Origin of the sequence: Kaistella treverensis, assembly GCF_900114045.1 — a bacterium.
Lineage (GTDB): Bacteria > Bacteroidota > Bacteroidia > Flavobacteriales > Weeksellaceae > Kaistella > Kaistella treverensis.
The window spans coordinates 624497-650312 of the sequence record NZ_FORQ01000001.1 but is presented as its reverse complement, the minus strand read 5'-3'; the positions used below and the strand labels follow the sequence as shown (position 1 = coordinate 650312).

24 protein-coding genes and 1 tRNA gene are annotated in these 25816 nt (G+C 39.0%); 10 read left to right on the top strand and 15 right to left on the bottom strand.

Annotation, left to right across the window (positions count from 1 at the left end; all coding sequences use genetic code 11):
* Positions 1-97 precede the first annotated feature (97 nt).
* The gene (locus BMZ55_RS03115) at positions 98-319 is read left to right on the top strand and encodes a hypothetical protein (RefSeq protein ID WP_089818562.1); all 222 of its coding nucleotides are present in this window, start codon (positions 98-100) and stop codon (positions 317-319) included.
* Positions 320-445: 126 nt separating this feature from the next.
* Positions 446-1012, top strand: coding sequence for a DUF421 domain-containing protein (locus tag BMZ55_RS03110; RefSeq protein ID WP_089818559.1), 567 nt, complete (start codon positions 446-448; stop codon positions 1010-1012).
* 56 nt (positions 1013-1068) lie between these two features.
* Here the strand turns inward: BMZ55_RS03110 and BMZ55_RS03105 are convergent, their stop codons facing one another.
* From BMZ55_RS03105 to BMZ55_RS03070, 7 genes are all read right to left on the bottom strand, one after another.
* The gene (locus BMZ55_RS03105) at positions 1069-1662 is read right to left on the bottom strand and encodes a DUF1989 domain-containing protein (protein ID WP_089818557.1); all 594 of its coding nucleotides are present in this window, start codon (positions 1660-1662) and stop codon (positions 1069-1071) included.
* Between the two features lie 10 nt (positions 1663-1672).
* A complete protein-coding gene (gene gntA, locus BMZ55_RS03100) occupies positions 1673-2344 on the bottom strand; it encodes a guanitoxin biosynthesis heme-dependent pre-guanitoxin N-hydroxylase GntA (protein WP_089818555.1) in 672 nt (223 codons plus the stop codon).
* A gap of 406 nt (positions 2345-2750) precedes the next feature.
* Positions 2751-3245 (bottom strand): adenylyltransferase/cytidyltransferase family protein, encoded by a 495-nt coding sequence (locus tag BMZ55_RS03090; RefSeq protein WP_233701874.1) that lies wholly within the window; start codon positions 3243-3245, stop codon positions 2751-2753.
* Between the two features lie 19 nt (positions 3246-3264).
* The gene (locus BMZ55_RS03085) at positions 3265-4389 is read right to left on the bottom strand and encodes a hypothetical protein (RefSeq protein ID WP_089818551.1); all 1125 of its coding nucleotides are present in this window, start codon (positions 4387-4389) and stop codon (positions 3265-3267) included.
* The gene (glf, locus tag BMZ55_RS03080; RefSeq protein WP_394332625.1) at positions 4386-5552 is read right to left on the bottom strand and encodes a UDP-galactopyranose mutase; all 1167 of its coding nucleotides are present in this window, start codon (positions 5550-5552) and stop codon (positions 4386-4388) included. Before glf ends, BMZ55_RS03085 begins: the two co-directional genes overlap by 4 nt.
* Positions 5498-6571, bottom strand: coding sequence for a glycosyltransferase (locus tag BMZ55_RS03075; RefSeq protein ID WP_089818548.1), 1074 nt, complete (start codon positions 6569-6571; stop codon positions 5498-5500). Before BMZ55_RS03075 ends, glf begins: the two co-directional genes overlap by 55 nt.
* A gap of 428 nt (positions 6572-6999) precedes the next feature.
* Positions 7000-9219, bottom strand: a complete 2220-nt coding sequence (locus BMZ55_RS03070) for an NADP-dependent isocitrate dehydrogenase (RefSeq protein WP_089818546.1) — start codon at positions 9217-9219, stop codon at positions 7000-7002.
* Positions 9220-9378: 159 nt separating this feature from the next.
* Between BMZ55_RS03070 and BMZ55_RS03065 the strand changes: the two genes are divergently transcribed.
* A complete protein-coding gene (locus BMZ55_RS03065; RefSeq protein ID WP_089818544.1) occupies positions 9379-10239 on the top strand; it encodes a GLPGLI family protein in 861 nt (286 codons plus the stop codon).
* A gap of 60 nt (positions 10240-10299) precedes the next feature.
* Here BMZ55_RS03065 and dnaJ read toward each other — a convergent pair whose 3' ends face one another.
* From dnaJ to proS, 5 genes are all read right to left on the bottom strand, one after another.
* Positions 10300-11412: a molecular chaperone DnaJ gene (gene dnaJ, locus BMZ55_RS03060; RefSeq protein ID WP_089818542.1), complete on the bottom strand. Its 1113-nt coding sequence runs from the start codon at positions 11410-11412 to the stop codon at positions 10300-10302.
* An 86-nt stretch (positions 11413-11498) separates the two neighbouring features.
* Positions 11499-12038 (bottom strand): nucleotide exchange factor GrpE, encoded by a 540-nt coding sequence (locus BMZ55_RS03055; protein ID WP_089818540.1) that lies wholly within the window; start codon positions 12036-12038, stop codon positions 11499-11501.
* Positions 12039-12126: 88 nt separating this feature from the next.
* Positions 12127-13458 carry an Nramp family divalent metal transporter gene (locus BMZ55_RS03050; RefSeq protein ID WP_089818538.1) on the bottom strand — a complete coding sequence of 444 codons (1332 nt, stop codon included), beginning with the start codon at positions 13456-13458 and terminating at the stop codon, positions 12127-12129.
* Positions 13459-13556: 98 nt separating this feature from the next.
* A complete protein-coding gene (locus BMZ55_RS03045) occupies positions 13557-14843 on the bottom strand; it encodes an OmpA family protein (RefSeq protein WP_089818536.1) in 1287 nt (428 codons plus the stop codon).
* A 112-nt stretch (positions 14844-14955) separates the two neighbouring features.
* A complete protein-coding gene (gene proS / locus BMZ55_RS03040) occupies positions 14956-16431 on the bottom strand; it encodes a proline--tRNA ligase (RefSeq protein WP_089818534.1) in 1476 nt (491 codons plus the stop codon).
* Between the two features lie 146 nt (positions 16432-16577).
* On the opposite strand from proS, the gene BMZ55_RS03035 reads away from it, so the two are divergent.
* Both BMZ55_RS03035 and BMZ55_RS03030 read left to right on the top strand, forming a co-directional pair.
* A complete protein-coding gene (locus BMZ55_RS03035; RefSeq protein WP_143068738.1) occupies positions 16578-17519 on the top strand; it encodes a prolyl-tRNA synthetase in 942 nt (313 codons plus the stop codon).
* Positions 17520-17541: 22 nt separating this feature from the next.
* Complete coding sequence (locus tag BMZ55_RS03030) at positions 17542-18927, top strand: OmpP1/FadL family transporter (protein WP_089818530.1); 1386 nt, start codon at positions 17542-17544, stop codon at positions 18925-18927.
* 46 nt (positions 18928-18973) lie between these two features.
* On the opposite strand, the gene BMZ55_RS03025 is transcribed toward BMZ55_RS03030, so the two are convergent.
* Complete coding sequence (locus tag BMZ55_RS03025; RefSeq protein WP_089818528.1) at positions 18974-19666, bottom strand: ZIP family metal transporter; 693 nt, start codon at positions 19664-19666, stop codon at positions 18974-18976.
* The gene (locus BMZ55_RS03020; protein WP_089819399.1) at positions 19666-20421 is read right to left on the bottom strand and encodes a class I SAM-dependent DNA methyltransferase; all 756 of its coding nucleotides are present in this window, start codon (positions 20419-20421) and stop codon (positions 19666-19668) included. The genes BMZ55_RS03025 and BMZ55_RS03020 overlap by 1 nt, the downstream gene beginning before the upstream one ends.
* Positions 20422-20501: 80 nt before the next feature.
* Between BMZ55_RS03020 and BMZ55_RS03015 the strand changes: the two genes are divergently transcribed.
* The 3 genes from BMZ55_RS03015 (at position 20502) to prmA (ending at position 23922) form a co-directional block, all read left to right on the top strand.
* The gene (locus tag BMZ55_RS03015; RefSeq protein ID WP_089818526.1) at positions 20502-21668 is read left to right on the top strand and encodes a THUMP domain-containing class I SAM-dependent RNA methyltransferase; all 1167 of its coding nucleotides are present in this window, start codon (positions 20502-20504) and stop codon (positions 21666-21668) included.
* 79 nt (positions 21669-21747) lie between these two features.
* The gene (locus BMZ55_RS03010) at positions 21748-22746 is read left to right on the top strand and encodes a glycosyltransferase family 2 protein (RefSeq protein WP_089818524.1); all 999 of its coding nucleotides are present in this window, start codon (positions 21748-21750) and stop codon (positions 22744-22746) included.
* 348 nt (positions 22747-23094) lie between these two features.
* Positions 23095-23922, top strand: a complete 828-nt coding sequence (gene prmA, locus BMZ55_RS03005) for a 50S ribosomal protein L11 methyltransferase (RefSeq protein WP_089818522.1) — start codon at positions 23095-23097, stop codon at positions 23920-23922.
* A gap of 26 nt (positions 23923-23948) precedes the next feature.
* Here prmA and BMZ55_RS03000 read toward each other — a convergent pair.
* Positions 23949-24022 (bottom strand) — tRNA-Arg (locus BMZ55_RS03000).
* A gap of 45 nt (positions 24023-24067) precedes the next feature.
* Between BMZ55_RS03000 and BMZ55_RS02995 the strand changes: the two genes are divergently transcribed.
* Both BMZ55_RS02995 and mtgA read left to right on the top strand, forming a co-directional pair.
* Positions 24068-25114 (top strand): ABC transporter substrate-binding protein, encoded by a 1047-nt coding sequence (locus BMZ55_RS02995; RefSeq protein WP_089818520.1) that lies wholly within the window; start codon positions 24068-24070, stop codon positions 25112-25114.
* A 43-nt stretch (positions 25115-25157) separates the two neighbouring features.
* Entirely contained in the window at positions 25158-25802 is a 645-nt protein-coding gene (gene mtgA / locus BMZ55_RS02990; RefSeq protein WP_089818518.1) for a monofunctional biosynthetic peptidoglycan transglycosylase, read from the top strand.
* Positions 25803-25816: the final 14 nt, after the last annotated feature.

The window sequence follows — 25816 nt, the reverse complement described above, 5'->3', positions numbered from 1 at the left end:
CATTTAACAGCCAAAAAATTTCGCTGAAATGCGATTGAAAAAACTGGTTTGGTACAACAAATGATGCAACTTTTAAAACATTAAAAAATTAAAGGTGATGAAAACAAAAATTATGACCGCAGTTTTATTTGGAATGGTGCTCAGCGCCTGTTCCAAAAATGAATCGAATTCCAATACCCAGCCGGCGGATTATGCCGAAACGCGCGATGCTTTAATTCAAAACAGAGCAAGTGACTCTCTCGCGGGTGACAGTATCGATAGCGCAAACGGACCGACCGCAATGCCGCCGCAGGAAAAACGTCCGGACACAGAACCTTAACCCTATCAAAAATATGCTAAAAGTATTCGAAGAATTTTCGGATACTTTTGGTATGCTTTGACCTTATAATAAATGGATCAATTTTAGTTATTAAAAATATCAGGATTTAACACCCAAAAATTTTATATGATAGAAGCCAGCGAATATTCATTTGATTTAAAGCAAATGTTGTGGGGAGATTTCGGATTGCTGATTTATTTGGAAGTCATCCTGAGAATCCTCGTCATTATGGTTTACACCATTTTGATGATCCGCTGGATCGGCAAAAGAGTAGTGGGCGGTCTGGGCAGCTCCGATATTTTGCTGATCGTCGCCATGGGAAGCGCGGTGGGGGATGCTATGCTATACCCAGATATTCCGCTCTCAATCCCACTTACGGTGATTACCTTAATTGCTGCTTTCCAAAAATTGTACGTTTATGTCGGAATTAAATACCAACCCGTGCGGAAAGTCACACACCCGAATGTGATGAAATTGGTGGAACACGGAAAGCTGCTTAAAGAAAATTTCGAAGTAGATGATATTGATAAAAATGAAGTTTTCATGCTTCTGCGGCAGCACGGAATTCAATATTTATCTGAAGTTGAGCACGCATATTATGAGCAGTCGGGTGAACTGAGTGTTTTTAAGTATGAAAATCCTCCGGTACTGGAAAATTCAATTTTACCGGAACATTTATCGGATCAAAATTGATTCATGACAAAAAAAACCGGCTATTTGTGGGTTTTTTTACTTTTTTAAATTTCAAATTATTCAGCAGAGCTAACTGAATACTGAATTGGTTTAAAACTTCCACCATTGCTGTCTTCCGCGGAACACGCCGTTAAGCAGACCAAAAGATCCATTTGAGCTTTAAATTTTACAAAATCTCCGGCTTTTGAAGTTGGTGGTAAAACAGAAATTTTACCTTTTTCATCAAACTGTACATTCATAAAAATATTGAAAGCGGTCGGAATATCATCCTGTTTAATGCCCATTGGCGCGAGATTCTTTGATAAATTTTCTAAACAACTCGGGTGATAACCACCGTAATTGTACATAATTTCGAAAGTTTCCTTGCTGCACGGCGCTAAAAGAAAATCGTTTCTGCCATTGGTATCTTCAATGATTTCCGCCATTTTCCGGGAGCGGTTGCTCCAGAGAAAATTCCCTTTTGTAATTAAAATTGATTCTTCAAAATCCAGCGTTTTTCCCGAAGATAATTTTTCATTAAAATCATTCGCATTAAACAAAACCATGTCGCTTACCTGCATTCCTTTCGGGTCAATAACCGTTAGGATTTCACCTTTTTTCAGGTAAAATGCTTTGCCGCTTTGTTTTTCAATTGTACAAATTTCGCTCATCAATTTTTATTTAAGAATGATGGAAAGGACATTTCCAGCTTTTTTCTACATTTCTGCCGCTATATTGTTTAGCTTCGGAATCCTGACCGAAATCCCGCAAAACCGGATTGATTTCACCCTGTAAATCGGCATCATTCTGACGAATAGTATCCCGAACAGTTTCATAAGTTCCCATTTCGCGTAGTTTTTCAAATTGGTGATGAAGATTGAAAACAAAAGTCGGATACGGCGCCCGACGTGCAAGTCTTGAACTTTTTGAATGCATTCCAATGATGTAAAACGCTCTTCCGCCTAAACTGAAACTGAAATTGGGATTTTCCGGATCGTCACTTACACGCGGATCCCATTCCTGATCGTCCAGCTCGTGAAGTTTTTGCAAAGAATTCCACAAGGCTTTTTCAAAACTAATTTCATCATCGAATGTATTTTTAGGAAAAACCGCTAAAAAAGATTCAAAATTATTTCCTTCGAAATCATAGTTTTCCAGATAGTCTTTTAAATCCGAAAGCAGTTGCTGCAATTCCGACGGATCTTCCATATCGTCATAAACACCGAGTCGGTAATTTTCCATTTTGATAATGGATTTCGCCATGATGCACGGATGTTCTTCGTTCTCTATAAAATTTCTAAAATCTTCTTCTATCTTTTTTAATTTTGGATGGGTTTCTGCAGTTGCATTCATTTTTTTCGTGTTTTTATAATGAAATTGGCAAGATTTAGATAGCATTTCACCAAATCAAAAGGCAGTTATTTTCGAAGAGGTGAAATGGAAAATTTTGCAGTAAATGCCGTGAAAATCTTTCTTGCTTATTCCAAAGAATTCGTTCTGAAACTTCACAAATTATACCAAATGATAATTTTTCGCCGCATTTCAGGCGTTTTTTTAAGATTCAGCAATTCTTTATTTAAAAAAATAAAAAGCGCAAAAGCACTTTTTTTGCGCTTTTAAGGTCTATTTTTTTAAAATTTAATCACCAGTTTCCGAGTGTGCTGAATCTACAGGTTTTGATTGTGAAGAACCTTTTTTTTCATTTCTGTATTTTATGATTTGGTAAAAGCGAAAATTTGCCGCTTTAAGCGGCAAATTTTTAATTAATTTCACTTTTCTTTTTCGGTATATCGATGATTTCCGCCTGGCGTTTGGAATGTTCCCGAACGTAAACTTCTTTTCGCAAATTGGTGCTCGAAAAACGGTGGCGACGCGTGTTGTAGTAGAGTCTGATATTTTGTGATTCGCAATATTCACGGCCCGTAAAGTTTTTATCTTTATATTCATCACCGATAATTCGCACATCAATTTTATAAAGTTTTAAAATATCTTCAAGATCTTTTTCGGTGGTGTACGGAATAATTTCATCCACGTATTTGCATGCGTGAAGCTGAATGTAACGTTCAACTACAGTTTGAGTCGGTTTATTTTTTTCCGGCCTGTCAATGGTCGGATCAGTTTGAAGTCCAACGATCAGATAGTCGCACTGCGATTTTGCTTCCGCCAACATTCTTACGTGACCGGCATGTAGAAGATCGAAGCAGCTAAAAGTGATTCCGACCATATTCCTTGATTTATCATTTGTTTTTTCCATAATAGTGTTTTTTAATTTTTTACGCTGTCGCCAAAAAGTTTAGTTTTTGCTGTTGACGCTCCAGACATTCAATGTAGTCCAGTACAGGAATACGGTTCCCGTTTTCATCCAAATCGAAAAGTCCGCAGTTGCTGTAAACCGAAAGATTGTCCCAATCCGGACGGTCTGTAATCGGGTAAATGCATACGCCATGAAAATCTACACCGCGCTGATGAGCCAATAAAACCTGTGCTGTAATTTCTTCCAGCCACTGTGCACGACCTTCACCGAAATGTCCGGTTTCGGAGAGAAAAATAGGTTTTTCATATCTGGTATAAGCTTGTAACAACAGTTCATTCAGCTCCACCCGTTCGTTATTTTCATCCGGCCAAGCGAGACTTTTATCTTCACCGCGCCATTGGCAGTTCCAGTAATAATTGAAGCCGAGAATTTCGAGAAAACTTTCATCACCGCCTAAATCCGGACACATTCTGCCTGCGATTATGTCCATTGCTTCAAACTGGTATTGATTTCGTCGGTATAAATGATCCGGATCATCACCATCATCATGGATAAGCACAAGCGGCTCTACCAACACTATTTTACAGGTCGGATCTTCTTCTTTTAAAGCTTTTATTCCTTTAATTGCAGCTTTACATAAATGGTATTTGATGTCCCAACCATTATGAGTTGCAAAAGGTACGGTGCCGCGCGCTTCACCCGATAACCAGGATAAAAAACTGATTTCGTTTATTGGAACCACATAAAGGGTTTCGTCAGACATTAAACGGTAAAACTGCACAAAAGCGCGGCAAAGATTTTCAAAACGCTGCGCGAAGTGCGGGTGTGTAGGGAATAAACCGTCCGGATAACCAAAATGAATGAGATCCCAGATCACCTGGATACCAAATTTTTCAGCGGCTTTGATTCGGGTTAAAACTTCAGAAAAATCGTAGTTTCCCGGTGTTTTTTCCAAATTGCTCCAGCATATGCCTTCTCGAACGGTGAAAATTCCCATTTCAGCCAGATTCCGGTAATCTTCATAAGCCCTAACATCGTGCTGTGTTTCCTGTAGCAGATTTACGCGGTCGCCGTGGCGGTTAATGTGGTCTGCACACTCAAAACCACCCATGAAAAAACTTTTAAAAATGTAATTTGATTTCATATCCGCATTTCTAAGGTTTCAAATAGTTCCAAAGCATTTTTAAATGCCTGATCCATATTAAAATATTTATAGTTTGCTAAACGTCCTACGAAATATATGTTTTCCAGTTTATCCGCTTCCTCCTTATATTTATTATAGATTTCCTGATTTTTTTCATTCGGAACAGGATAGTAGGGTTCGCCACTATCCACCGTATATTCCTTTACAATACTGGTCTTGCTGGATTGCTGATGACCGAAATGTTTGTATTCAATAATTCTGGTAAAATCTACCTCTTCACCCGGATAATTTACGACCGAATTTTCCTGGAAATATTCCTGATCCAAGTGCTCGGTTACGAAATTAATGGAACGGTATTCCAGCTTTTCCATCAATTTCTTTTCAAACTCAAAAAAACGGTCAATTGGCCCGGTATAAAATAGTTTTTCATAGTCGCCAACCTGATCTTTAACATCGAAAAAGTCTGTATTTAAAAGCACTGTAATATTCGGATGATCCAGCATTTTTTCGAATAGCTGCGTATATCCACCAACTGGTAAAGCCTGGTGTTTGTCGGAAAAATAACGGTCATCGTAATTATGGCGCACCGGAATTCTCTCTAAAACCGAGGCATGCAGTTCTTCCGGATATTTGTCCCATTGCTTTTTGGTGTAATGCTTGAACATTTTTTCATAAAGCACTTTTCCCACGCTGTTTAAGACAGCTTCTTCACCATTTTTAGCATTTTCAAACGGCGTTCGGTTTTCTTCCAGCCATTGCTGCATTTCCTCCTCAGATTTTATGTTGGTATTGAAGAGGGTATTTACGGTGGTGATATTAACCGGAATAGGAACCGTTTTACCGTCAACACGTGCTATTACACGGTGATGCCAAGGATACCACTCGCTAAACCGGTTTACATATTCCCAAACCTGCTCATCATTGGTGTGAAATAAATGAGCGCCATATTTCGAGACCAATATTCCGTTTTCATCATATTCGTCAAAGCAGTTTCCTGCGATATGATCTCTTTTTTCAATAACCAAAACCTGTTTTCCAATAGACGCATAACGTTCAGCTAATGTGGCACCGGAAATACCGGCGCCAATAATTAAAACATCATAATCGGTCATGCTATTGCTCTTTTTATCATTAGACGCATATTTTCTGCAGTGGAATCCCAGGACGTTTTTTGTAAAATTTCCCGGTATTCGCGCCTAAAATTCTGTTTTGGATTTTTGATTGCGGTGATGAAATCGTCCGAGTCGTTTATTAAAGTTACGCAATTGCTGTAATCGCGCGCTACATCCTTAATTTTGGTAGAAATAATTGGTTTTTCTGCCGCCATATATTCCAAGGTTTTTGTAGGGCTGATGAATTTTGTAGAATCGTTTAAAGCGAAAGGCATCATCGCAACGTCGAAATATTGAAGATAGCTCGGCAATTCGTCGTAAGATTTCATACCTAAATAATAAATGTTTTGCGCGCGTGGCAAGTCGCTTTCTTCAATTTTACAAAGGGGACCAATCATCACGAAAGAAGCATCGGGACTTTTTGCTGCGGTTTCCCGAATTAGGTCCAGATCAATTCTTTCATCAATCACGCCGTAATAGCCAATAATTGGTGCAGCAATTCCTTCTAAATCCGCAGGTTTCGGATTGTTTCTGCTTGAAAAATGAGAGATATCAACCGAACTAGGGAAACAAAAAACGTTGTGGTGTTTTTGCTTTTTGGATTCGTACAGCGATTTTCCACCCGTATAAACAACGTCGGCAGCGGCTAAAAGTTGCTGCTCCTGCTCCAAAAGTTTGCTCGATGCGCCTTTAAATAAAGAAAGCTCGTCCATGCAATCATAAACGACGCTTTCAAAATCTAAAGTCTCTAAGACTGGAACAAAAGCCGCTGAATAAAACCATCCAAGTGCAAAATCGGTTTGTTTAAGATGCTTTTTTAAGTAAGGGCCAATTTCGTCGATGTGATCGACTGCAGGTTGGCAAACATCAATTTGCGAATTTAATCTTCGGACAGAAAAAACCGATTTTTCCTCATTTCTTTTGAGCGGTTCTTCTACGACCAATATTTTATAATCTTTCGCCAGGCGGCTGATGATGTGTTGTGGTCTTTGGTAAACGAAATCCCAGCGAAGATGACAGAAGACAATCATGTCATACTTCTGGAATCCATTTTTTGAATGGTTTTTCATAGCGTATGTGTTTATAGTTTTAATGTAGAGCTGAAAACAACTTAGAACGTTGTTTTGGTAGTTTTGCAGAAACAATTAATATACCAAAATGCGAAATCAATAATGTTTTTGATTATGACTTTATTATATAGCAGTAACTTGCTTATTAGCTATATTATTTATTAATTATAGCTTTTAATATGATTAAATTCTTAATTTAATTTTTTTTGTGAAAAAATTTTTTATTTGCAGTCCTATTTCCATTAATTAGTCATAAGGTCAAAAATATAATTTTGGAAAAAAAGGGTCTTTTAACAGTAAATCTTTAGAAAAATTTTCCTGGTTTGCTTAAAATGTGCTTATAAAAAAGAAAGATTTAAAGCAAAAAAAACGCTCCGTTCGGAGCGTTTGAATTATTAAATTTAAATGTAAAGCAGTTCTCTAATAAATTAAATTCCGTCAATAATTTTATTAAGAGTTTCTGAAGGTCGCATGGCATCATCGGTTTTGTCGGTATCCGGGAAATAATATCCGCCAATATTCTGAGGTTGTCCTTGCGCACCAATCAATTCTTCATTGATTTTTGCTTCATTTTCAAGCATTGCCTTTGCCATAGGTGCAAAAATTCCCGCTATTTCTGGGCTTTTTTCCTGATTTGCCAAAGCTTCTGCCCAATACATTGCAAGATAAAAATGTGAGCCTCTGTTGTCGATGGAACCGATTTTTCTTGAAGGTGATTTATCATTTGCCAGGAATTTTTCATTGGCTACATCCAAGGCATCCGCTAGAATCTGGGCTTTCTCATTATTTTGAGTTTGCGCCAAATGTTCCAAACTTGCCTGCAAAGCCATAAACTCACCGAGTGAATCCCAACGCAAATATCCTTCGCTGATAAACTGCTCAACGTGTTTTGGTGCTGAACCTCCGGCGCCGGTTTCGAAAAGTCCACCGCCGTTCATCAATGGAACTATCGAAAGCATTTTTGCGGAAGTTCCGAGCTCCAGAATAGGGAAGAGGTCGGTAAGATAATCTCTTAGCACGTTTCCGGAAACTGAAATGGTATCTAGACCTTCACGGATTCTTCCCAAGGTGAAAGTCATCGCATCTTCGATATTCATAATTCTGATATCGAGTCCGTTGGTGTCATAATCTTTCAGATATTTTTCCACTTTTTTGATCATTTCGCGGTCGTGCGCACGGTTTTCATCCAACCAGAAAACGGCTGGTGTATCAGATAATCTGGCTCTGTTAACCGCCAATTTTACCCAATCCTGGATCGGCAAATCTTTCACTTGACACATACGGAAAACGTCGGCTTGTTCTACTGGCTGTTCCATAAAGAGATTTCCGTCCGCATCAGAAACTTTTACTGTTCCGGCAGCATTCATCTGGAAAGTTTTGTCATGTGAACCGTATTCTTCAGCTTTTTGTGCCATCAAACCTACGTTTGGAACAGAACCCATTGTTCTTGGATCCAGCGCGCCGTTTTTCTTCATGTCGTCTATCGCTGCCTGGTAAAATCCTGCGTAAGAACGGTCTGGTATCATCGCCACAGTATCTTCTTCATTTCCTTCTTTATTCCACATTTTACCGCCGTTTCTGATCAATGCCGCCATCGATGCATCAACGATAATATCTGAAGAAACATGGAAATTTGTAATCCCTTTATCAGAATTTACCATCGCGATTCTTGGGCCGTTTTCAATAGCTTCAGCGATAGCAGATTTAATTTCATTTTCTTTTGGATACCCGGAAATTTTTTCAAAAAGTGTAGCCAAACCGAAATTTGGATCGATATCTAATTCTGCAAAAACGTCTTTATATTTTTCGAAAATATCTTTGAAATAAGTTTCTACAATAGCACCAAAAATAATTGGATCAGAAACCTTCATCATCGTAGCTTTTAAATGCCCTGAAAGTAAAACATTTGCCGCTTTAGCTTCCGCCATAGCATCAGCAACAAAACCTTTTAGCGCAGAAAGACTCATCACCGCGGTGTCGATGATTTCACCTGCTTTCAAAGGAGAAAGCCCTTTCAATTCTTTTACAGAACCGTCTTCACCAAAAAATTCAATTTTAAATTGCGAATCTTTTTCAACAGTCATCGATTTTTCGGTACCGTAAAAATCACCTGCTTTCATATGAGCAACAATGGTTTTTGAATCTGCAGACCAAGCGCCCATTTTATGTGGATTTGCTTTTGCGTAATTTTTTACAGCTCGCGGTGCACGACGGTCAGAATTTCCTTCTCGTAAAACCGGGTTTACGGCGCTTCCTAAAACTCTTGCGTAAGCACTTTTAATTTTTTCTTCTTCCGGGTTTTTTGGTTCCGCAGGATAATTTGGCACTGCAAAGCCCTTTTTTTGCAATTCAGCAATTGCTTCGGTGAGCTGCGGTACTGAGGCAGAAATATTCGGAAGTTTGATGATATTTGCTTCCGGTGTGGTTGCGAGCTGACCTAATTCTGCAAGCGCATCTTCCACTTTTTGATCTTCACTTAAATAAGAGGAAAAATTTGCCAGAATTCTACCGGCAAGGGAAATATCTTTCGGAACAATTTCGATGTCTGCGCATTTTGCAAACGCTTCTACCATTGGTAAAAAAGAATGCGTTGCCAACATGGGTGCTTCGTCTGTCCAGGTGTAAAAGATTTTAGATTTTTCTGCCATTATAATCGGTTTTATTTATTAAAATTGAGATGAACAAAAATAGGGAATTTTGGTCAATTTTTACCTGCATTTCGGGGCAATTTTCCGGCTTTAGAAATACTGAAAATGGTTAAAGGTTATTTGTTTTTTATTTGTTATTTTTAAATTTCATTTAAAAATATGGTTAAATACGCTTTGTCTTTTTTATTTCTAAGCTTTTCATTTTTACTGAATGCGCAAAACCACAGAATTTTCTACGAATATTCCTTCAAAATGGATTCTTTACACCGGGAAAATGTCGTGAAAGAATTAATGGTTTTAGATATTACCAAAAATGGTTCAAACTATTACAGCCAGGAAAAATTTGTTTATGATTCACTAGTGAACGAACAGTTTTCGCGTGCAAGAGCGACGCAGTCGAGCAATATCAATTTATCGAAAATCCCACGCAAAGCGAAAGTTTCGCACACGGTTACAAAAAAATATCCTGCTTTTGAAGCAGATTTTCATACCAGCATTAATGGTGATAATTTCGTGATTAAAGAAACCGAAAAGCAAAATTGGAAGATTTCACCGGAAACCTCCGAGATTGGTGGAATGAAAGCGCAAAAAGCAACAACAGATTTTGGTGGTAGAAAATGGATTGCGTGGTTTACGAATGAAATTCAGTTTCAGGACGGACCGTACAAATTTCACGGTTTGCCAGGTCTTATTTTAAATCTTGAAGATGAAAAAGGTGATCATATTTTCAGATTTGCAGGAAGCAAAAAAATGCCTCAGAAGGCGGTAATTTTTCCGGAAACGAAAGAAGATGAACTTCTTATTACGAAAGAAAAATTTAAGCAACTTTGGAGAGAATATCTAAAAGATCCGGCAAAAAAAATTCGGCAAATGCTTGCCGATAGTGAAATGCAGATCAAAGTTACCGACCAGAACGGCAAAGAACTTTCTAATAGCGAAATAATACGCTCGCGCGAACAGCGTGCTAAAGAAGCTTTAAAGAAAACTAATAATTTTTTAGAGCTCAGTTTATATCGTTAAAAAATTAGCCGCTAAAAAGGCAAAAAAAAGAGATTTCAATTGAAACCTCTTTTTTATTTTTTAATCGAATAAGTCTCTTACTTTATCGAAAAATGTTTTTTCCTTGCCGGACGGTTCCGCCAGCATTTCACCGTTTGCCAGCTGCTTTTCGAAAAACTCACGCTGCTCTTTGGAAAGATTTTGTGGCGTCCAAACGTTGATATGTACAAACATATCGCCTTTACCATAACTGTCAATACTTGGTAAACCTTTGCCGGATAATCTCAGGATTTTACCGGATTGCGTTCCCGCATCCACTTTAATTTTTACTTTTCCGCCCACGGTCGGAATTTCTTTATGCGTACCCAAAGCTGCTTCCGCAAAAGAAACGTACAGTTCCTGATGAAGATTGTCGCCTTCGCGCTTGATTGAAGCATCTACTTCTTCTTCCACAACAACCAGCAAATCGCCGGGAGTTCCACCAAATGGTGCGTCGTTTCCTTTTCCGCGAACGTTCAGCTGAATGCCTTCACGCGCACCCGCCGGAATATTAATAGTTACTTCTTCGTCTTCTTTAATTAAACCTTGCGCATTGGCACCCGCCGGAATTTTATCGGCAACTTTCCCAATTCCCTGGCAGGTCAAACAGTGAGTTTGCGTCTGCATTTGTCCGAACATCGTGTTCATCACTTTTACCTGAACACCGGATCCACCACAGGTTGGGCAGGTTTTGGAAGTTGCGCCAGCGGCCAACTTCATTTTTTTTACTTTAATGGTTTTCTGGGTGCCATTCACCATTTCTTCCAGATTCAGCTTGATGCGAACGCGCAAATTACTGCCGCGCGACTGTTGTCTTTGCTGACCGCCGCCACCGCCGAAATGCCCACCAAAAATATCCCCGAATTGCGAGAAAATATCGTCCATATTCATTCCGCCGCCGCCGAAACCGCCGCCAAAGCCGCCGTTTCCACCAAGTCCGGCATGACCGTATTGATCGTAGCGCGCTTTTTTGTTACCGTCACTCAGGACTTCGTAGGCTTCGGCCGCTTCTTTAAATTTTTCTTCAGCAGTTTTGTCACCAGGATTTTTATCCGGGTGATATTTAATAGCCATTTTTCTATAAGCCTTTTTTATTTCATCTGCCGAAGCGCTTTTAGTAATTTCTAAAACTTCGTAATAGTCTCTTTTTGACATAATTGTATGAGGTGAATTTCTTCCGGTCAATTACGAACCGATTTTAATTTTAAGGAATAATTGGGTGAAGTTTTCCACCAAAGTTTTTAGTTTCCTGTTACTACTTTTGCAAATCTGATGACGCGGTCGGCAAGCTGATAACCTGTTTCAATAACATCTACCACTTTACCTTTCAACTCTTCTGATGGCGCGGGAATTTGTGTGATTGCTTCGTGAATATCCACATTAAAATCATCACCAGGCTGAACTGAAATGGTTTTTAAACCTTTGTCTTCCAATTTATTTTTCAGTTTGTTGTAGATAAGCTCAACGCCTTTCAAATCAGCTTCATTGCCATTTTTCTGGATTTCCTTCATGGCTCTTTCGAAGTCGTCAAGAACATCAAGCATGGAAACCATTAAATCCTGATTTGCGTACTGAAAGAAGTCCATTTTTTCTTTGGACGTTCTTTTCTTATAATTTTCGAATTCAGCAAAAAGTCGGATATAGCGGTCTTTTTCCTGCGCCAAAAGGTCTTCATTAGAAGGCATAATTTCAGAATTTTCCGGCTTTTCAGCCTGATTTTTTTCATTTAGATTTTCATTTATATCTAAATTTTCGTCCTGCATATCTTTATTTTCTGACATAATATTAATTTTAATATCGTACGCTTCGCAAAGATTTAGCCAAATACAACATTAGGACAATTCGGCAGAAATTTGTTAAAATAAAGTCTTATTTTTCAAAAAATGTCTGAATCAGCAAATAAATATTGAGAATTACAATAATGCCGGAAATTATCCAAACCAAAATTTGCAGCCACGGTTTGTTTACAAATTCGCCCATTTTCAGTTTTGAATTGGTGAACATTACAAGCGGAATTACGGCAAAACTCAGCTGCATTGAAAGAATTACCTGACTCAAAACCAGCAAGTCCATCGTTCCTTTTTCACCATATAAGATGGTTACAATTAGAGCCGGTACTACAGCGATTAACCGTGTAATTAATCGACGAAGCCATGGTTTTAATCTGATATTCAGAAAACCTTCCATGACAATCTGACCCGCTAAAGTTCCGGTTAAAGTTGAATTTTGGCCCGAAGCTAAAAGTGCGACGGCGAAAAAGATACTGGCTAAAGTCGTACCTAAAATCGGCGCTAACATTTCGTGCGCGTCGTGAATATCGGCAATATCTTGGTTTCCGGTGGTATGAAAAGTTGCCGCTGCAACAATCAAAATCGCTGCATTGATGAAAAAGGCCAAAAAAAGCGAAATAGTGCTGTCTAAAGTCGCAAATTTTATGGCTTCTTTTTTTCCGGCGCTGTCGCGCGTATAATCCCGTGTCTGGACGATGCTGCTGTGAAGGTAAAGATTATGTGGCATAACAGTTGCGCCTAAAATACCAATGGCTAAATACAGCATCGACGGATTGGTGACCACTTCTTTTTGCGGAATCAAACCGTGCAAAATCGGGAAGACATCGGGTTTGCTTAAAATAATTTCGTACGCAAAAGCGCCTAAAATTACAATGGTTAAACCCGCCACGATGCTCTCTAAAATCCGGAAACCTTTGGCCTGAAGAAAAAGAATAATAAAAACATCAACAATGGTGATGACAACGCCCCACGTTAACGGAATTCCGAAAAGCAAATTCAGTGCTATCGCGGAACCTATAACTTCTGCTAAATCGCACGCAGCAATCGCGATTTCACAGAAAATCCATAAAATAAAGTTCGTGGTCGGGTTAAAATGATCCCTACAAGCTTGTGCTAAATCGCGCTCGGCAACAATTCCAAGTTTTAAAGATAAATGCTGCAGAACCATTGCAAATAAATTCGAAATCAACACCACCGATAAAAGACTATAACCGAACTGCGCGCCCCCAGCGATGTCTGTTGCCCAGTTTCCGGGATCCATATAACCTACGGCGATCATTAAGCCGGGACCGGCAAAAGCAAAAAATTTCCGCCAAAAACCGGCATTTTTTGGAATTTTTACAGACGAGAAAACTTCCGGTAAAGAATTGGAATGTTTATCCTGTCGCCAAGCTTTTTTAATAGATGTCACAAATGTTAGATTAGTCTAACAAATGTAAATAAAATTTTGGTTTAGAGCACAAAAAAATCCCGATTAAATCGAGATTTTTTAAATATAACCGTTAAAAATTATTTGGTAAAACGAACGGCCATTTTTCTGTCAACAGCTCTTTCAGCATCAGAAGCGTCCGCCGCAACAGTTGCAAACTCACTACCGTAACCTTCTGCACCGGTAATTTGTGCTGCAACGCCCAATCTGGTTAATTCAGATTTAATGAAATCTGCACGTTGTTGAGATAATTTTTTATTTGCTGCAGCATCGCCGGTATTGTCGGTATAGCCGCCAATTTTAATTTTTGCGTCCGGATAAGCTTTTAAAATTTCTGCTAAGTTTTGAATCTGACCTTCCGAACCTGGTTCCAGTTCAGTTGCGGAACCCATTTTGAAGTTTACATTATCGAAGCTATACCATTTATCTTTTAAAGCGGCATCGTCTGCAGCATTCTCATAGCTGTCTGATTTCAGGAAAGTGATCATTGAAGCTTCCATACCGTTTTCATAACCTCTTAACTTTTTACCATTAAGATCGATATCGGACATTGTTCCGGTGGTTCCAACCATTGACGAATCAGTCATTGTGGTATTTGTCATCGCGGTGTCGCTATCAACGTAGGTTGAATCTGTGGTGGTGGTCATGGTTTCATCAGTTGGTTTATCGCATTGTTTCCAAAGGAACCAACCCGCGAGAAGCAACAATAAAAGTGGCAGTAACCATTTCCAGATGGAGCCGCCATCGTCGGTTCTGGTCGGTTCAGTGGTGACGTGGGTTTCGCCAGCTCTGTTTACCTCAACTTTTGGTTCGTCGTAAGTTGTGGTGGTAACTTTCTCCGCACCTGTCGGATTATAAGCGTCTCCAATTCCCAACGAAGCTAAAGATAAACCTGCGGGAAGAAGCGAAGAAACAATTCCTTTTTGATCCTCAAGCAAGTTGGTAATACCATTTTCACCCAAATTATTGTCTGCCGCGTACTTGCTGATTGTCCCAACTGCTGCGGCTACAACCATATTTAAAAGCGAGCTCGAAGTGGTGTTGTTAACACCGGAATAGGTTGAAACGGAATTTACCACACCTGTAATTTTATCGCCAAAAATAGAGGACAAAATATTGGTGATGGTAGAATTTCCTGTTGTGCTTCCTAGAAGATTTCCGAGCAAATCGTTGGACGATGCACCTCGGATTCCGTCAATCACTTCAGGTCGGTTTGCGTTATTTGCCATACCGCCAACAACTGCCGGAAGTAAAGCACTTATTGCTTTTGAAATTCCTGATTCGCTTTCACCATACTGCGTGGAAGCCTGCGAAATTAGCGACGGGCCAAGTTGTCCTTTAATAAGATCAATAATGTTGAGTGCCATAATAGTTTATTTTAAATGTTAATGGCATTTTGCATACAAATCTTAATCCAATCCCGTATTTGAATTGCGATTTATACAAAAATTAACATCTATTATGGAATTCTCGTAAAGTTTAGTATGCTTTGGCAAAAATAACCCGCTGTTTTGAGGTTTTTTTAGAAATTAGCGAAACGCCTTCTTCAAGTTTGTTATCTAAAGGAATACAGCGAATCGTAGCTTTGGTTTCATTTTTAATTTGCTCTTCTTCTTCAGCTGTACCATCCCAGTGCGCGGAAATAAAGCCACCTTTTTCAGCCAATACTTTTTTAAATTCATCGTAGCTGTTAACTTCTGTTATATGAGAATTACGGAAGTCTAAAGCTTTTTGATAAATATCTTTCTGCATGGTTGCAAGCAACTCTTCAATATAGTTTTCTATATTTTCGATCGGCTGCGTTTCTTTGGTTAAATTATCGCGTCGCGCAATTTCAACTGTTTTATTTTCCAGATCTCTGGCACCCATCGCGATTCGAACCGGCACACCTTTCAGCTCATATTCAGCAAATTTCCAGCCCGGTTTATATTCGGTTCTGTTATCATATTTTACCGAAATGCCTTTAGCTTTCAATTTTGCCTGAACTTCAAAAGCAACTTTGTTAATTTGTTCCAGCTGTTCTTCACCTTTGAAAATCGGCACGATTACCACCTGAATTGGTGCAAGTGATGGTGGAAGCACCAAACCTAAATCATCGGAATGTGTCATAATCAAAGCGCCCATCAAGCGCGTAGAAGTTCCCCAGGAAGTCGCCCAGGCATATTCAATTTTACCTTCTTTATTGGTGAATTTTACATCAAAAGCTTTGGCAAAGTTCTGGCCCAAAAAATGCGAAGTTCCCGCTTGCAAAGCTTTTCCGTCCTGCATTAGAGCTTCGATACAATATGTTTCTACCGCACCGGCGAATCTTTCGGATTCGGTTTTAAGACCTTTAATAACCGGAATCGCCATAAAATTTTCTGAAAAATCGGCGTAAACATCAAGCATTTTTTCGCTTTCTTCAATCGCTTCATCCTTTGTTGCGTGCGCTGTATGACCTTCCTGCCACAAAAACTCCGTAGTTCTTAGGAAAAAACGCGTTCTCATTTCCCAACGAACGACGTTCGCCCACTGGTTGATCAGGATTGGTAAATCACGGTAAGACTGAATCCAGTTTTTATAAGTGCTCCAGATTATCGCTTCCGAAGTTGGGCGCACGATAAGTTCTTCTTCAAGCTTCGCTTCAGGATCAACGATGAGTTTTTTTGGATTGTCTGGATCGGTTTTTAGCCGGTAATGAGTTACTACTGCACATTCTTTAGCAAAACCTTCTGCATTCTGTTCCTCGGCTTCGAAATAACTTTTCGGTATAAAAATCGGGAAATAAGCATTTTCGTGTCCGGTTTCTTTGAACTTTTTGTCCATTTCATCCCGCATTTTTTCCCAGATTGCGTATCCGTAAGGTTTAATAACCATACAGCCGCGCACGCCGGAATTTTCTGCCAAATCAGCTTTAACTACCAATTCATTATACCATTTGCTATAGTCCTCAGCTCGGGACGTAAGTTTTGCCATTATATTTTTACCTTTGAATTTAACTTGTAAGCGCTTTTTATATCTAATTTTAAACGCGTATTTTTACGCACTTTTGTGACCAATAACTTGGTACACTTTTGGTGCGGAATGCAAATATAAATCAATTAAAACTTTTTCACATTATCATGAAAAACATTACCTATAAAAATTTGAGATTTTTACTTCCTAAAACCGCTTTAATGGCGATTGCCGGAAGTTTATTTCTTGTCTCCTGTACCACCACTTTGGGCGGTTATACGGAGACCGACGGTGTTTATTATGACCCGTCTACAGATACCTTGCCGGAAGGAATGATGAACACCGAGGGAAACCGAATTGGTGAATATTATGATTATCAGGCAAATGACGATCAAAACAAATATCTGAATGTTGAAAACAGAAACCAGCGCTGGCAAGAGTCCGACGGCTCTGATTGGGGTAATTTCACCGGTACAGATACCTACTATTCCAATGACAGTTGGGGTTATCCATACGGAATGTATCCAGGTTTTGGTTTTGGTTTAGGATATGGTTGGGGATACGGCGGATATTACAGCCCGTGGGGATTTGGTTATAGTCCGTTCAGCAACTACTACGGATACAACAGCCCTTATTATGGTTACTACAATCCTTACTATGGTTATTATAATCCTTACGGTTACGGATATTATGGCGGTTATAACCCATATTATTCACCATACGGATATGGCTACGGCTACAACAGTTATAACGCACCAAGATTAGAGTACAAAAGAAGTGGTGCAACGAACAGTTTCCGCGACGGCAATAATGAAGTAAGAAGAAGTTCTAACCAAACCAACGGTTTTAGAAATAATAATCAGATCTACCAAAACAGCACACAGCAAAGAAATACGCAGCAACCGAGATACAGAACTGCGCCTCGTACAAACGATAATCAGAGCTCACCACGAAGACAAGCTGTTCCACAATCTTATGAACCTTCTTACCGAAACAATTCAAACGACAACTCTTACAGATCATCTGGCCGTTCCGGTAGTTTCGAGTCCGGATCCAGCACCAGATCTTCCAGCAGTTCATCATCACGTAGTGGTGGATTTAGAAGATAATAACTTTAGCAAGTAGAAAAAAATGATAAAAAAATCTTTAATAGTACTCGGAATTTCTGCAGCATATTTTATGAATGCGCAGGATATTTCGACTTTAAGAAATACCGTAGATGTTTATTCCAATTCCGCTTTAAACGGTAGCGCAAAATATAATTCCATGGCAGGTTCCATGGGCGCGCTGGGTGGTGATGTTTCGGTATTAAACTCAAACCCAGCAGGTATCGCTGTAAGTATCGCAAGTGAATTTTCCGGGACTTTGGCAATTGAAAATAATAAAAATAACACCACTTTTGGTGGAAATTCCCTTGATTACAAAATAAATAAAACCGACATCGGAAATATCGGCGGTATCGCAGCTTTCCGAATTGAAGGTGCTACACCATGGAAATTTATTAACATCGGAGTAAATTATTCCAACCAATCTTTAGAAGATTATTCAGAAACTCCGGGCAATTCTGCTATTAATTTCGATATCTACGATAATAACGACCAGCTTATCGACAATATCGCGTTCAACGGTCACGCTTACAACCGCTACGGAAATTTATCAAAAATGAGTTTCGCGGTTGGTGGAAATTATGATAACAGATTTTATGTAGGAGCCGGAGTGAATTTCCACACCGCAACTTTAGATCAGTATGACTCTGCGGCTTTTTCTTCAAATCAAGCTACAACAACGGAAGTTTACAATAATCAGTTTACACCCTTTTCTGAAACTTCAAGCGGCTTTTCAGCAACAGTTGGTGTAATCGGGAAGATAAATCCGATGTTTAGATTAGGTGCCGCTTTAGAAACACCAACCTGGTGGAATATGGCGCGCGTTTATAACGAATACGAAAATCCAACCGACGGAACTTATGGTGAAGACAGAAATCTTACCACACCATTAAAAGCAACTTTAAGTGCGTCGTTTGTTCCGAATAAAAATTTGGCGCTAAACGTCGATTATTCCTTAGGTTTGACAAAAGCTAAATACAAAGTTTATGGTGATGCCGAAACAGAATTAAACAGTTTCATCAACGATAATTCCGCAAATCTTTCCGAAATTAAAGCCGGTGCGGAATATCGCTACGCAGGTTTACGTCTTCGTGCAGGTTACGGTTATGCAACCAGCCCTTACGATTCCAGAAGTATTTTAGCTTATAATGATGGTGGAACGTCTGCAAATTCTTCTTACGATAATTTATTTGTCGGTAAAAGATCCACAATCGGTGCAGGTTTAGGTTATGATTTTAAATCGTTTTATATCGATGCAGCGTACCAAAATGTAAGTTCAGATTACAGAAGTCCCTTTTTAGCCAATACGTATTTTTCAGATAATTATATTGTAGAATCGGATGCAGCAATCGTTTCTGATGTAAAAAACACCAAAGATAATTTCTTTATAACTTTAGGTTGGAAGTTTTAATCAAAATAGAAATTCAAGAAAAAAGGCCCTTTTAGGGTCTTTTTTTTTAATGATGATGGAAAAGATGACCGGTCATTGCCAGCAAAACCCCGAGCATAACAAGACCAATTTTTCGCCAGTCGACGTTGTGGTTTTTGCTGCTTTCGAAAATTATCACCGAAGAAATATGCAGAAAAATACCGCCTACAACAGCCAAAAAATAAATTTCCCAGTTTGGGTTGAAGTATCTGCCAAGAATTAAACCTAACGGCGAAGCCAGCGCAAACAGCGAAATTATCAAAAGCGCCGATGCTGAAAATTTGTGATTTTTTGCCAAAAAAGCGCCCAAAATAAATGAAATCGGTAAGTTGTGAACCAAGATTCCGGTGAGATATGGACTTAAAATTTCCCGTTCATTCGCTAAGGGAATTCCTTCCAAAAACGCGTGGATAAACATGCCGATCATCAGAGCCAGAGGCAAAATATTTTTACCTTCGGTATGATGGTGGAAATGTCCGTGCTCAAAACCTTTTGTTAAATTTTCCAGAAGCATTTGCAGCAAAACGCCGCCAATAACCCACAAACCAATATTGCTGTGTTCTTGCGCATAAACCTGCGGGAAAACCTCGTTCAGGCAGATTGTTATTAAAAATCCGGCGCTGACAATCAGTAAATTTTTAGCAAACTTTTCCCGGTTTCCGAAAAATTTTCCCAGAAAAACACCCACTAAAACGCTTAAAATTAATAAAGCTACAATCATCAATCTTGGTTAAAACCTTTTTTCTTTTTAAAAATATTGATGCAGCGCGGCGACGTATTTTCTTCAAAATCATTTAGATGATAATCACCAAAAACAGCCTGGCGTTCAAAACCAAATTCTGCCGCATATTCACCTATTTTTTCCAAAGTATGAAGTTTCACCTTTTCAAAAAAATGAAATTCTTTGCCGTTTTGGCTGAAAACAATATCCTTGATCACATGTTCGTCTTCAATTTTCTTTTTGATGTGAAAATCAATTCCGCCTTTTGTAAATTTTTCTGTAGGAACCAAAGTATTTTCCACCCATTTCGCGTTCAAGAAATCAAGGACAAAAAATCCGTCATCATTTAAAGACTCGCTGATAGATCTGAAAACTTTTTTGTCGTCTTCGGGATCTTCAAAATATCCAAAACTTGTAAAAAGATTGAAAACGGCATCTACTTTTTCAGCTGAAACCAACGGAATAATAGGATTTCGCATATCGTGAACACCAAACTTCAAAGTTGGATTTTCGAATTCCTTGTTATGAAAAATGCTCTGTTTGGATAAATCAACACCCAAAACTTCAAAGCCCATTTTATTTAAAAATATTGAATGGCGGCCTTTTCCACAAGCTAAATCGATGATTTTCGCGGGTGGCGATAATTGTAACTCTTTGACTAATAGGTTAATGAAGTTTTCAGCTTCTTCGTAATTTCTGTCATTATATAATATGTGATAATAAGGAGTATCAAACCAAGTTTCAAACCATGCCATAGTGCAAAAATAACTAAATTTGCCGAAATAATTCCGCTGCAAAATCATGACACAGCCGAAAGGGTAGCAAAACCAAATTTATGAATACAGAAAACTTAAAAATACAGATTAAAACATTTTTCGGACTCGAAGAAATTTTGGCAGAAGAAATTAAAAAACTAGGTGGAAAAGATGTCGTGGTAAAAAACCGCGCCGTAAACTGCGAAGGCGATTTGGGTTTTCTTTACAAAATAAATTATTCGGCGCGAACCGCTTTAAAAATTTTAGTTCCGGTTCTTACTTTCAAAGCCTGGGACGAAAACCGTTTTTACGACAAACTTTTTGATTTTCCGTGGGACGAATATATGACCGTGGACCAAAGTTTCGCTATTGATACCACCATTTATTCGGAAAGATTTTCGCATTCGCAGTTTATGTCTCAAAAAATGAAAGATGCGATCGTAGATTTCTTCAAATTTAAATACAACAAAAGACCGAATGTCGATACACAGCAGCCCGACATTAAATTGCACCTGCATATCGACCGCGAATTGGTTACTATTTCGCTTGATTCTTCCGGCGAGCCTTTATTTAAAAGAGGTTACCGAAAAGAGCAAGGCGAAGCGCCGTTAAACGAAGTCTTAGCTTCCGGAATGTTGCAACTTGCGGGCTGGGACGGAAAAGGCAATTTTCTGGATCCAATGTGTGGCTCCGGAACTTTGTTGATCGAAGCCGCGATGATCGCGCTGGATTTGCCGGCACAGATTTTCCGTAAAAGATTCGGTTTCCAGAATTGGCTGAATTACGACGCTGAATTATTTACGACAATTAAAGAAGTGCGCATCAACCGCGTAAAAGAGTTTACCGGGAAAATCGTGGGCTACGATATCGATCCGGATATGCTGCATTCTGCGCTCACTAACATTGAATCTGCCGAGCTTGAAGATGTAATTGAAGTTCGTCACCAGGATTTCTTCGAATCCAAAAAAGAATTATTTCCGCTGATGATGGTTTTCAATCCACCGTATGATGAAAGAATCGTCATCAATGATGATGAATTTTACAGCAAAATCGGTGATACTTTCAAGAAAAATTATCCAAATACTTTGGCGTGGTTAATTTCCTCCGACTTGGATTCTTTGAAAAGAGTAGGATTGCGACCTTCGCGAAAAATCAAGCTTTACAACGGAAAATTAGAATGCCGCTTTATGCAGTACGAAATGTACGAAGGCACTAAGAAAATACATAAATTACAAGACGAAAATTAGAAATAATTTGAAAATGAAATTACACGCTCAGATTTTCAAATTCTCAAATTAAATAATTCCATATTAGCACATTCTCAGATTGAATTCCATTTCCCTCATCATCGCCATTTATAACCGGAAAGACGAACTTTTCGAATTGCTGAATTCTTTGTCGCATCAAACCGATAAAGATTTCGAGGTAATTATTGTCGATGACGGTTCGTTGCTTGATTTGCGCCACACAACCGAATTGTTTAAAGATAGTCTGCAGATCGAATTTTTCCGCAAAGAAAATTCCGGTCCCGGACTTTCGCGAAATTTCGGTGCTAAAAGGGCGAAAAATGACTGGCTCGTTTTCGTGGATTCCGATGTGATCGTGGAGACAGATTACATTCAAAACATTAAAAAAAACCTCGCTGAAATTCCTTGCGATGCTTTTGGCGGCGCAGATAAAGCGCACAAAGGTTTTAATCTCATGCAGAAAGCCATTTCATATTCCATGACTTCGGTTTTCACTACGGGCGGAATCCGCGGTAACAAAAAAGCCGTAACCAAGTTCCAGCCACGAAGTTTTAATATGGGCGTGCGAAAAACTGCTTTTGAAAAAGTTGGTGGTTTTTCCGAAATGCGCATCGGCGAAGATCCCGATCTTTCAATGAAACTTTGGGAAAGCGGCTTTACAACAGCGTTTTTTGGTGATATTGGCGTTTACCACAAACGCCGCGTGGACTTTGGAAAGTTCTCGAAACAGGTGTATCAATTTGGTTGCGCGCGGCCGATCCTCAATCAGCGTCACCCGAACTTCGTGAAAATTTCGTTTGCATTTCCGTCACTTTTTCTGCTTGGCTACATTCTGGGTTTCATCCAGTATTTTTTCTTCCGGAACGGTTTAATCCTCGGCTTTTACGGGCTTTACACGTTTATGGTATTTTTCCACGCGCTGTTTGTTACAAGAAATATCAGCATTGCCACGATGGCGATAATTTCCACCTACATCCAAATGTTTTCCTACGGTTACGGCTTTTTAAAATCCTGGATTCTACTCAACATTCTCCGCCAAAAACCGGAAGAAGCTTTTCCTGAACATTTTCACAATTAAATTTCCAAAAAATTTGCCGCTAAAACCGGTAATTTTTTCATTTTACAATTTTTAAAAATTTGCCGCTTGAAGCGGGTATTTTTTCATTTTTAATTTGGTGAAGATTCGTCGTTTAAACCGGTGATTTTTTGATTTTACCATTTTTAAAAATTCGCCGCTACAAAATTCGCCGCTAAAACCGCATTTTTTTTTAGTTTTTCTAAATTCTTTTTTGGGCGCCTTTTCCGGCTTTCACTACTCGCTTTTTTTGGCGGCGGCGCAGCCGCCGCCAAAAAAGAGCTCAAACACGCCGTTCAATCCGGGGCGCAACATCAGCCCAAAATCCCTACTTTTGCAAAAAGAAAAAGCATGCAGAATTACCTGGAATTTAATTTTAAAATACAGCCCCTTCAGCCCTGGAACGAAATCCTCATGGCAGAACTCATAGAAGTCGGTTTCGACAGTTTTACCGAGGAACACGATGGAATTTTAGCCTACATTCAAGCCGATTTATTTCAGGAAGATGCGCTGCATGAGCTCCAACTGCTTCAAAATCCAGAAGTACAGATTTCCTACACTTTCCAGGAAATGCCCAATATCAACTGGAATGAAGAATGGGAAAAAAACTTTTCGCCCATCAATATCGAAAATCAGGTTTCCATCCGCGCGGAATTTCATGAAAACCAAAATCTGCCGCACGAAATCATCATTCAGCCCAAAATGTCTTTCGGCACCGGTCATCACGCCACCACGTATCTCATGATTCAGCAAATGCTCGACATGGATTTTCAGAACAAAACCGTTTTGGATATGGGTTGCGGAACTTCCGTATTGGCAATTTTTGCAAAACTGCGCGGCGCCGGAAAAACCATGGCAATTGATATTGATGAATGGTCGGTTGAAAATTCCAAAGAAAATGCGGAAAGAAACAATGTGGAACTTGAAATTTCACAAGGCACTGCGGAAAATCTCGGCAGTGAGAAATTTGACATTATTTTGGCAAACATCAACCGCAATATTTTGATTTCTGATATTCCGACTTACGTTTCCGTTCTGAATCCGGGCGGACAGCTTTTGCTTTCCGGTTTGTGTTTCTTTGATGTGGACGATATTCTGGAAGTTTGCACGGCGCAAAACTTAAATTTGAAAAAGAAAATCCAGCGCGAAGAATGGGTTTCTCTTCTTTTAGAAAAATAAAAATCCCGCGATAAGCAGGATTTTAGTGACCTCGACAGGATTCAAACCTGTAACCTCCTGAGCCGTAATCAGGTGCGCTATTCAGTTGCGCCACGAGGCCTTTTTTTAGGTCTGCAAATATAACAATTTTTTGCTTTGTTTAGAAATGAAATCAATTTTTTTCGCTTTTTTTTCGCTTTTTCTTCTTTTCTCCTGTAAAAAGCAGGATTCAACTTCCACGAAAGATTGGGAAATCATCTCCAAAAATGTTCAGTTTAAAACTGCTGGAGATATTTTTCATTTGAAGTCTGGTAAATTCTCTTACGGGATAAAAGCCAAAAATTTGCCGTTTCAGCGGGTAATTTTGCTGAATGCAAGTTTGGTCGGCTATTTTACAGAATTGGGTTTGGAAAATAAAATCATCGGAGTTTCCAGTCCGGAATATATTTTTTCGGAGAAAATTCATCAACTGCTGAAAACCGGAAAAATCCAAAATATCGGAAATGAACAGAAATATGACGTCGAAAAAATTATCGCTTTAAAACCCGATGCTATTTTCACCAACTATATTTCGAGTTTCGACAATACCTACGATTTACTTCGAAAAAACGGAATTGAGCTTATTTTTCTTGATGAATATCTGGAGCAGAATCCTTTAGAAAAATCGAAATATTTGCTGCTATTTGGGCAAATTTTTCAAAAACAGCAAGAGGCATTTTTAGCTTTTAATCAAATAAAAACCAGCTACGATTCTTTGAAAATTTTAGCAAAATCAGCTCCCGAAAAACCCCTTGTGCTGGCCAACGAAATGTACGGAAACCAATGGTTTTTGCCTGGTGGAAAATCCGGTCTTGCAAACTTCATTTCAGATGCAAACGCGTCATACATCAATGCTGAGAATAGCGATGCAAACGCGGTTCCGCTGAGTTTTGAAGAAGTTTTTGCTAAAGCAAAAAACGCCGAATATTGGGTGAATGTTGGTAATCATCAAACCAAAAAAGAGTTGCTTCAAATTAACCCAAATTATATGCAGCTTCCGGTTTACAACAGCGGAAAACTCTACACCGTAACCGGCCGCGAGCGTGGAAAAGCCAACGATTATTTCGAAAGCGGAGTAGTGCGCGCCGATTTGGTACTGAAAGATTATATTAAAATTTTTCACCCAGAAGTATTACCGGAATATAATCTTACCTATTTAAAAGAGCTGAAGTAAATAATATTTCTATTTTTGCACGTCGAAAAACTGATGCACCGCCATGTGGAAAAAAATTAAAAAATTCATTTACATTCTCATTTTAGCAAATATTCTCTTCATTGTTTGGGGGAAATTTTTCAATCCGCCAATAACTTTTACCCAAATTGGCGGGCTTGTAGAATTTGGAAAACTGAAAAGAGATTATGTTTCGTACGACGAAATGGGAAGCAATGTGAAGAAAGCTGTTATCGCAGCAGAAGACCAGAGTTTTTTTTCGCACAATGGTTTTGATTACAAAGCCATTCAGAAAGCGATGGAGCACAACGAAAAAGGTAAAAAACTACGTGGTGGAAGTACAATTTCTCAACAAACAGCCAAGAATATTTTCCTTTGGCAAGGCAGAAGTTGGATTCGTAAAGGTTGCGAAGCGGTTTATACTTTCATCATCGAACTGGTCTGGGGAAAAGAGGTGATTCTGGAAAGATACCTGAATTCCATCGAAATGGGACGTGGCGTTTTTGGTGTGGAAGCCGCATCAGAATATTATTTTAATAAATCATCCAAAAATCTGACAAAAAGCGAAGCTGCCTGGATTGCCACCATTCTACCAAACCCGAAAAAATACGACCCGAAAAATCCGTCTGCTTATCTGTCTAAAAAACACCGGTGGATCATGCGCCAAATGAATAATATCGCGCTAAAATAATTATCTTTACCGGA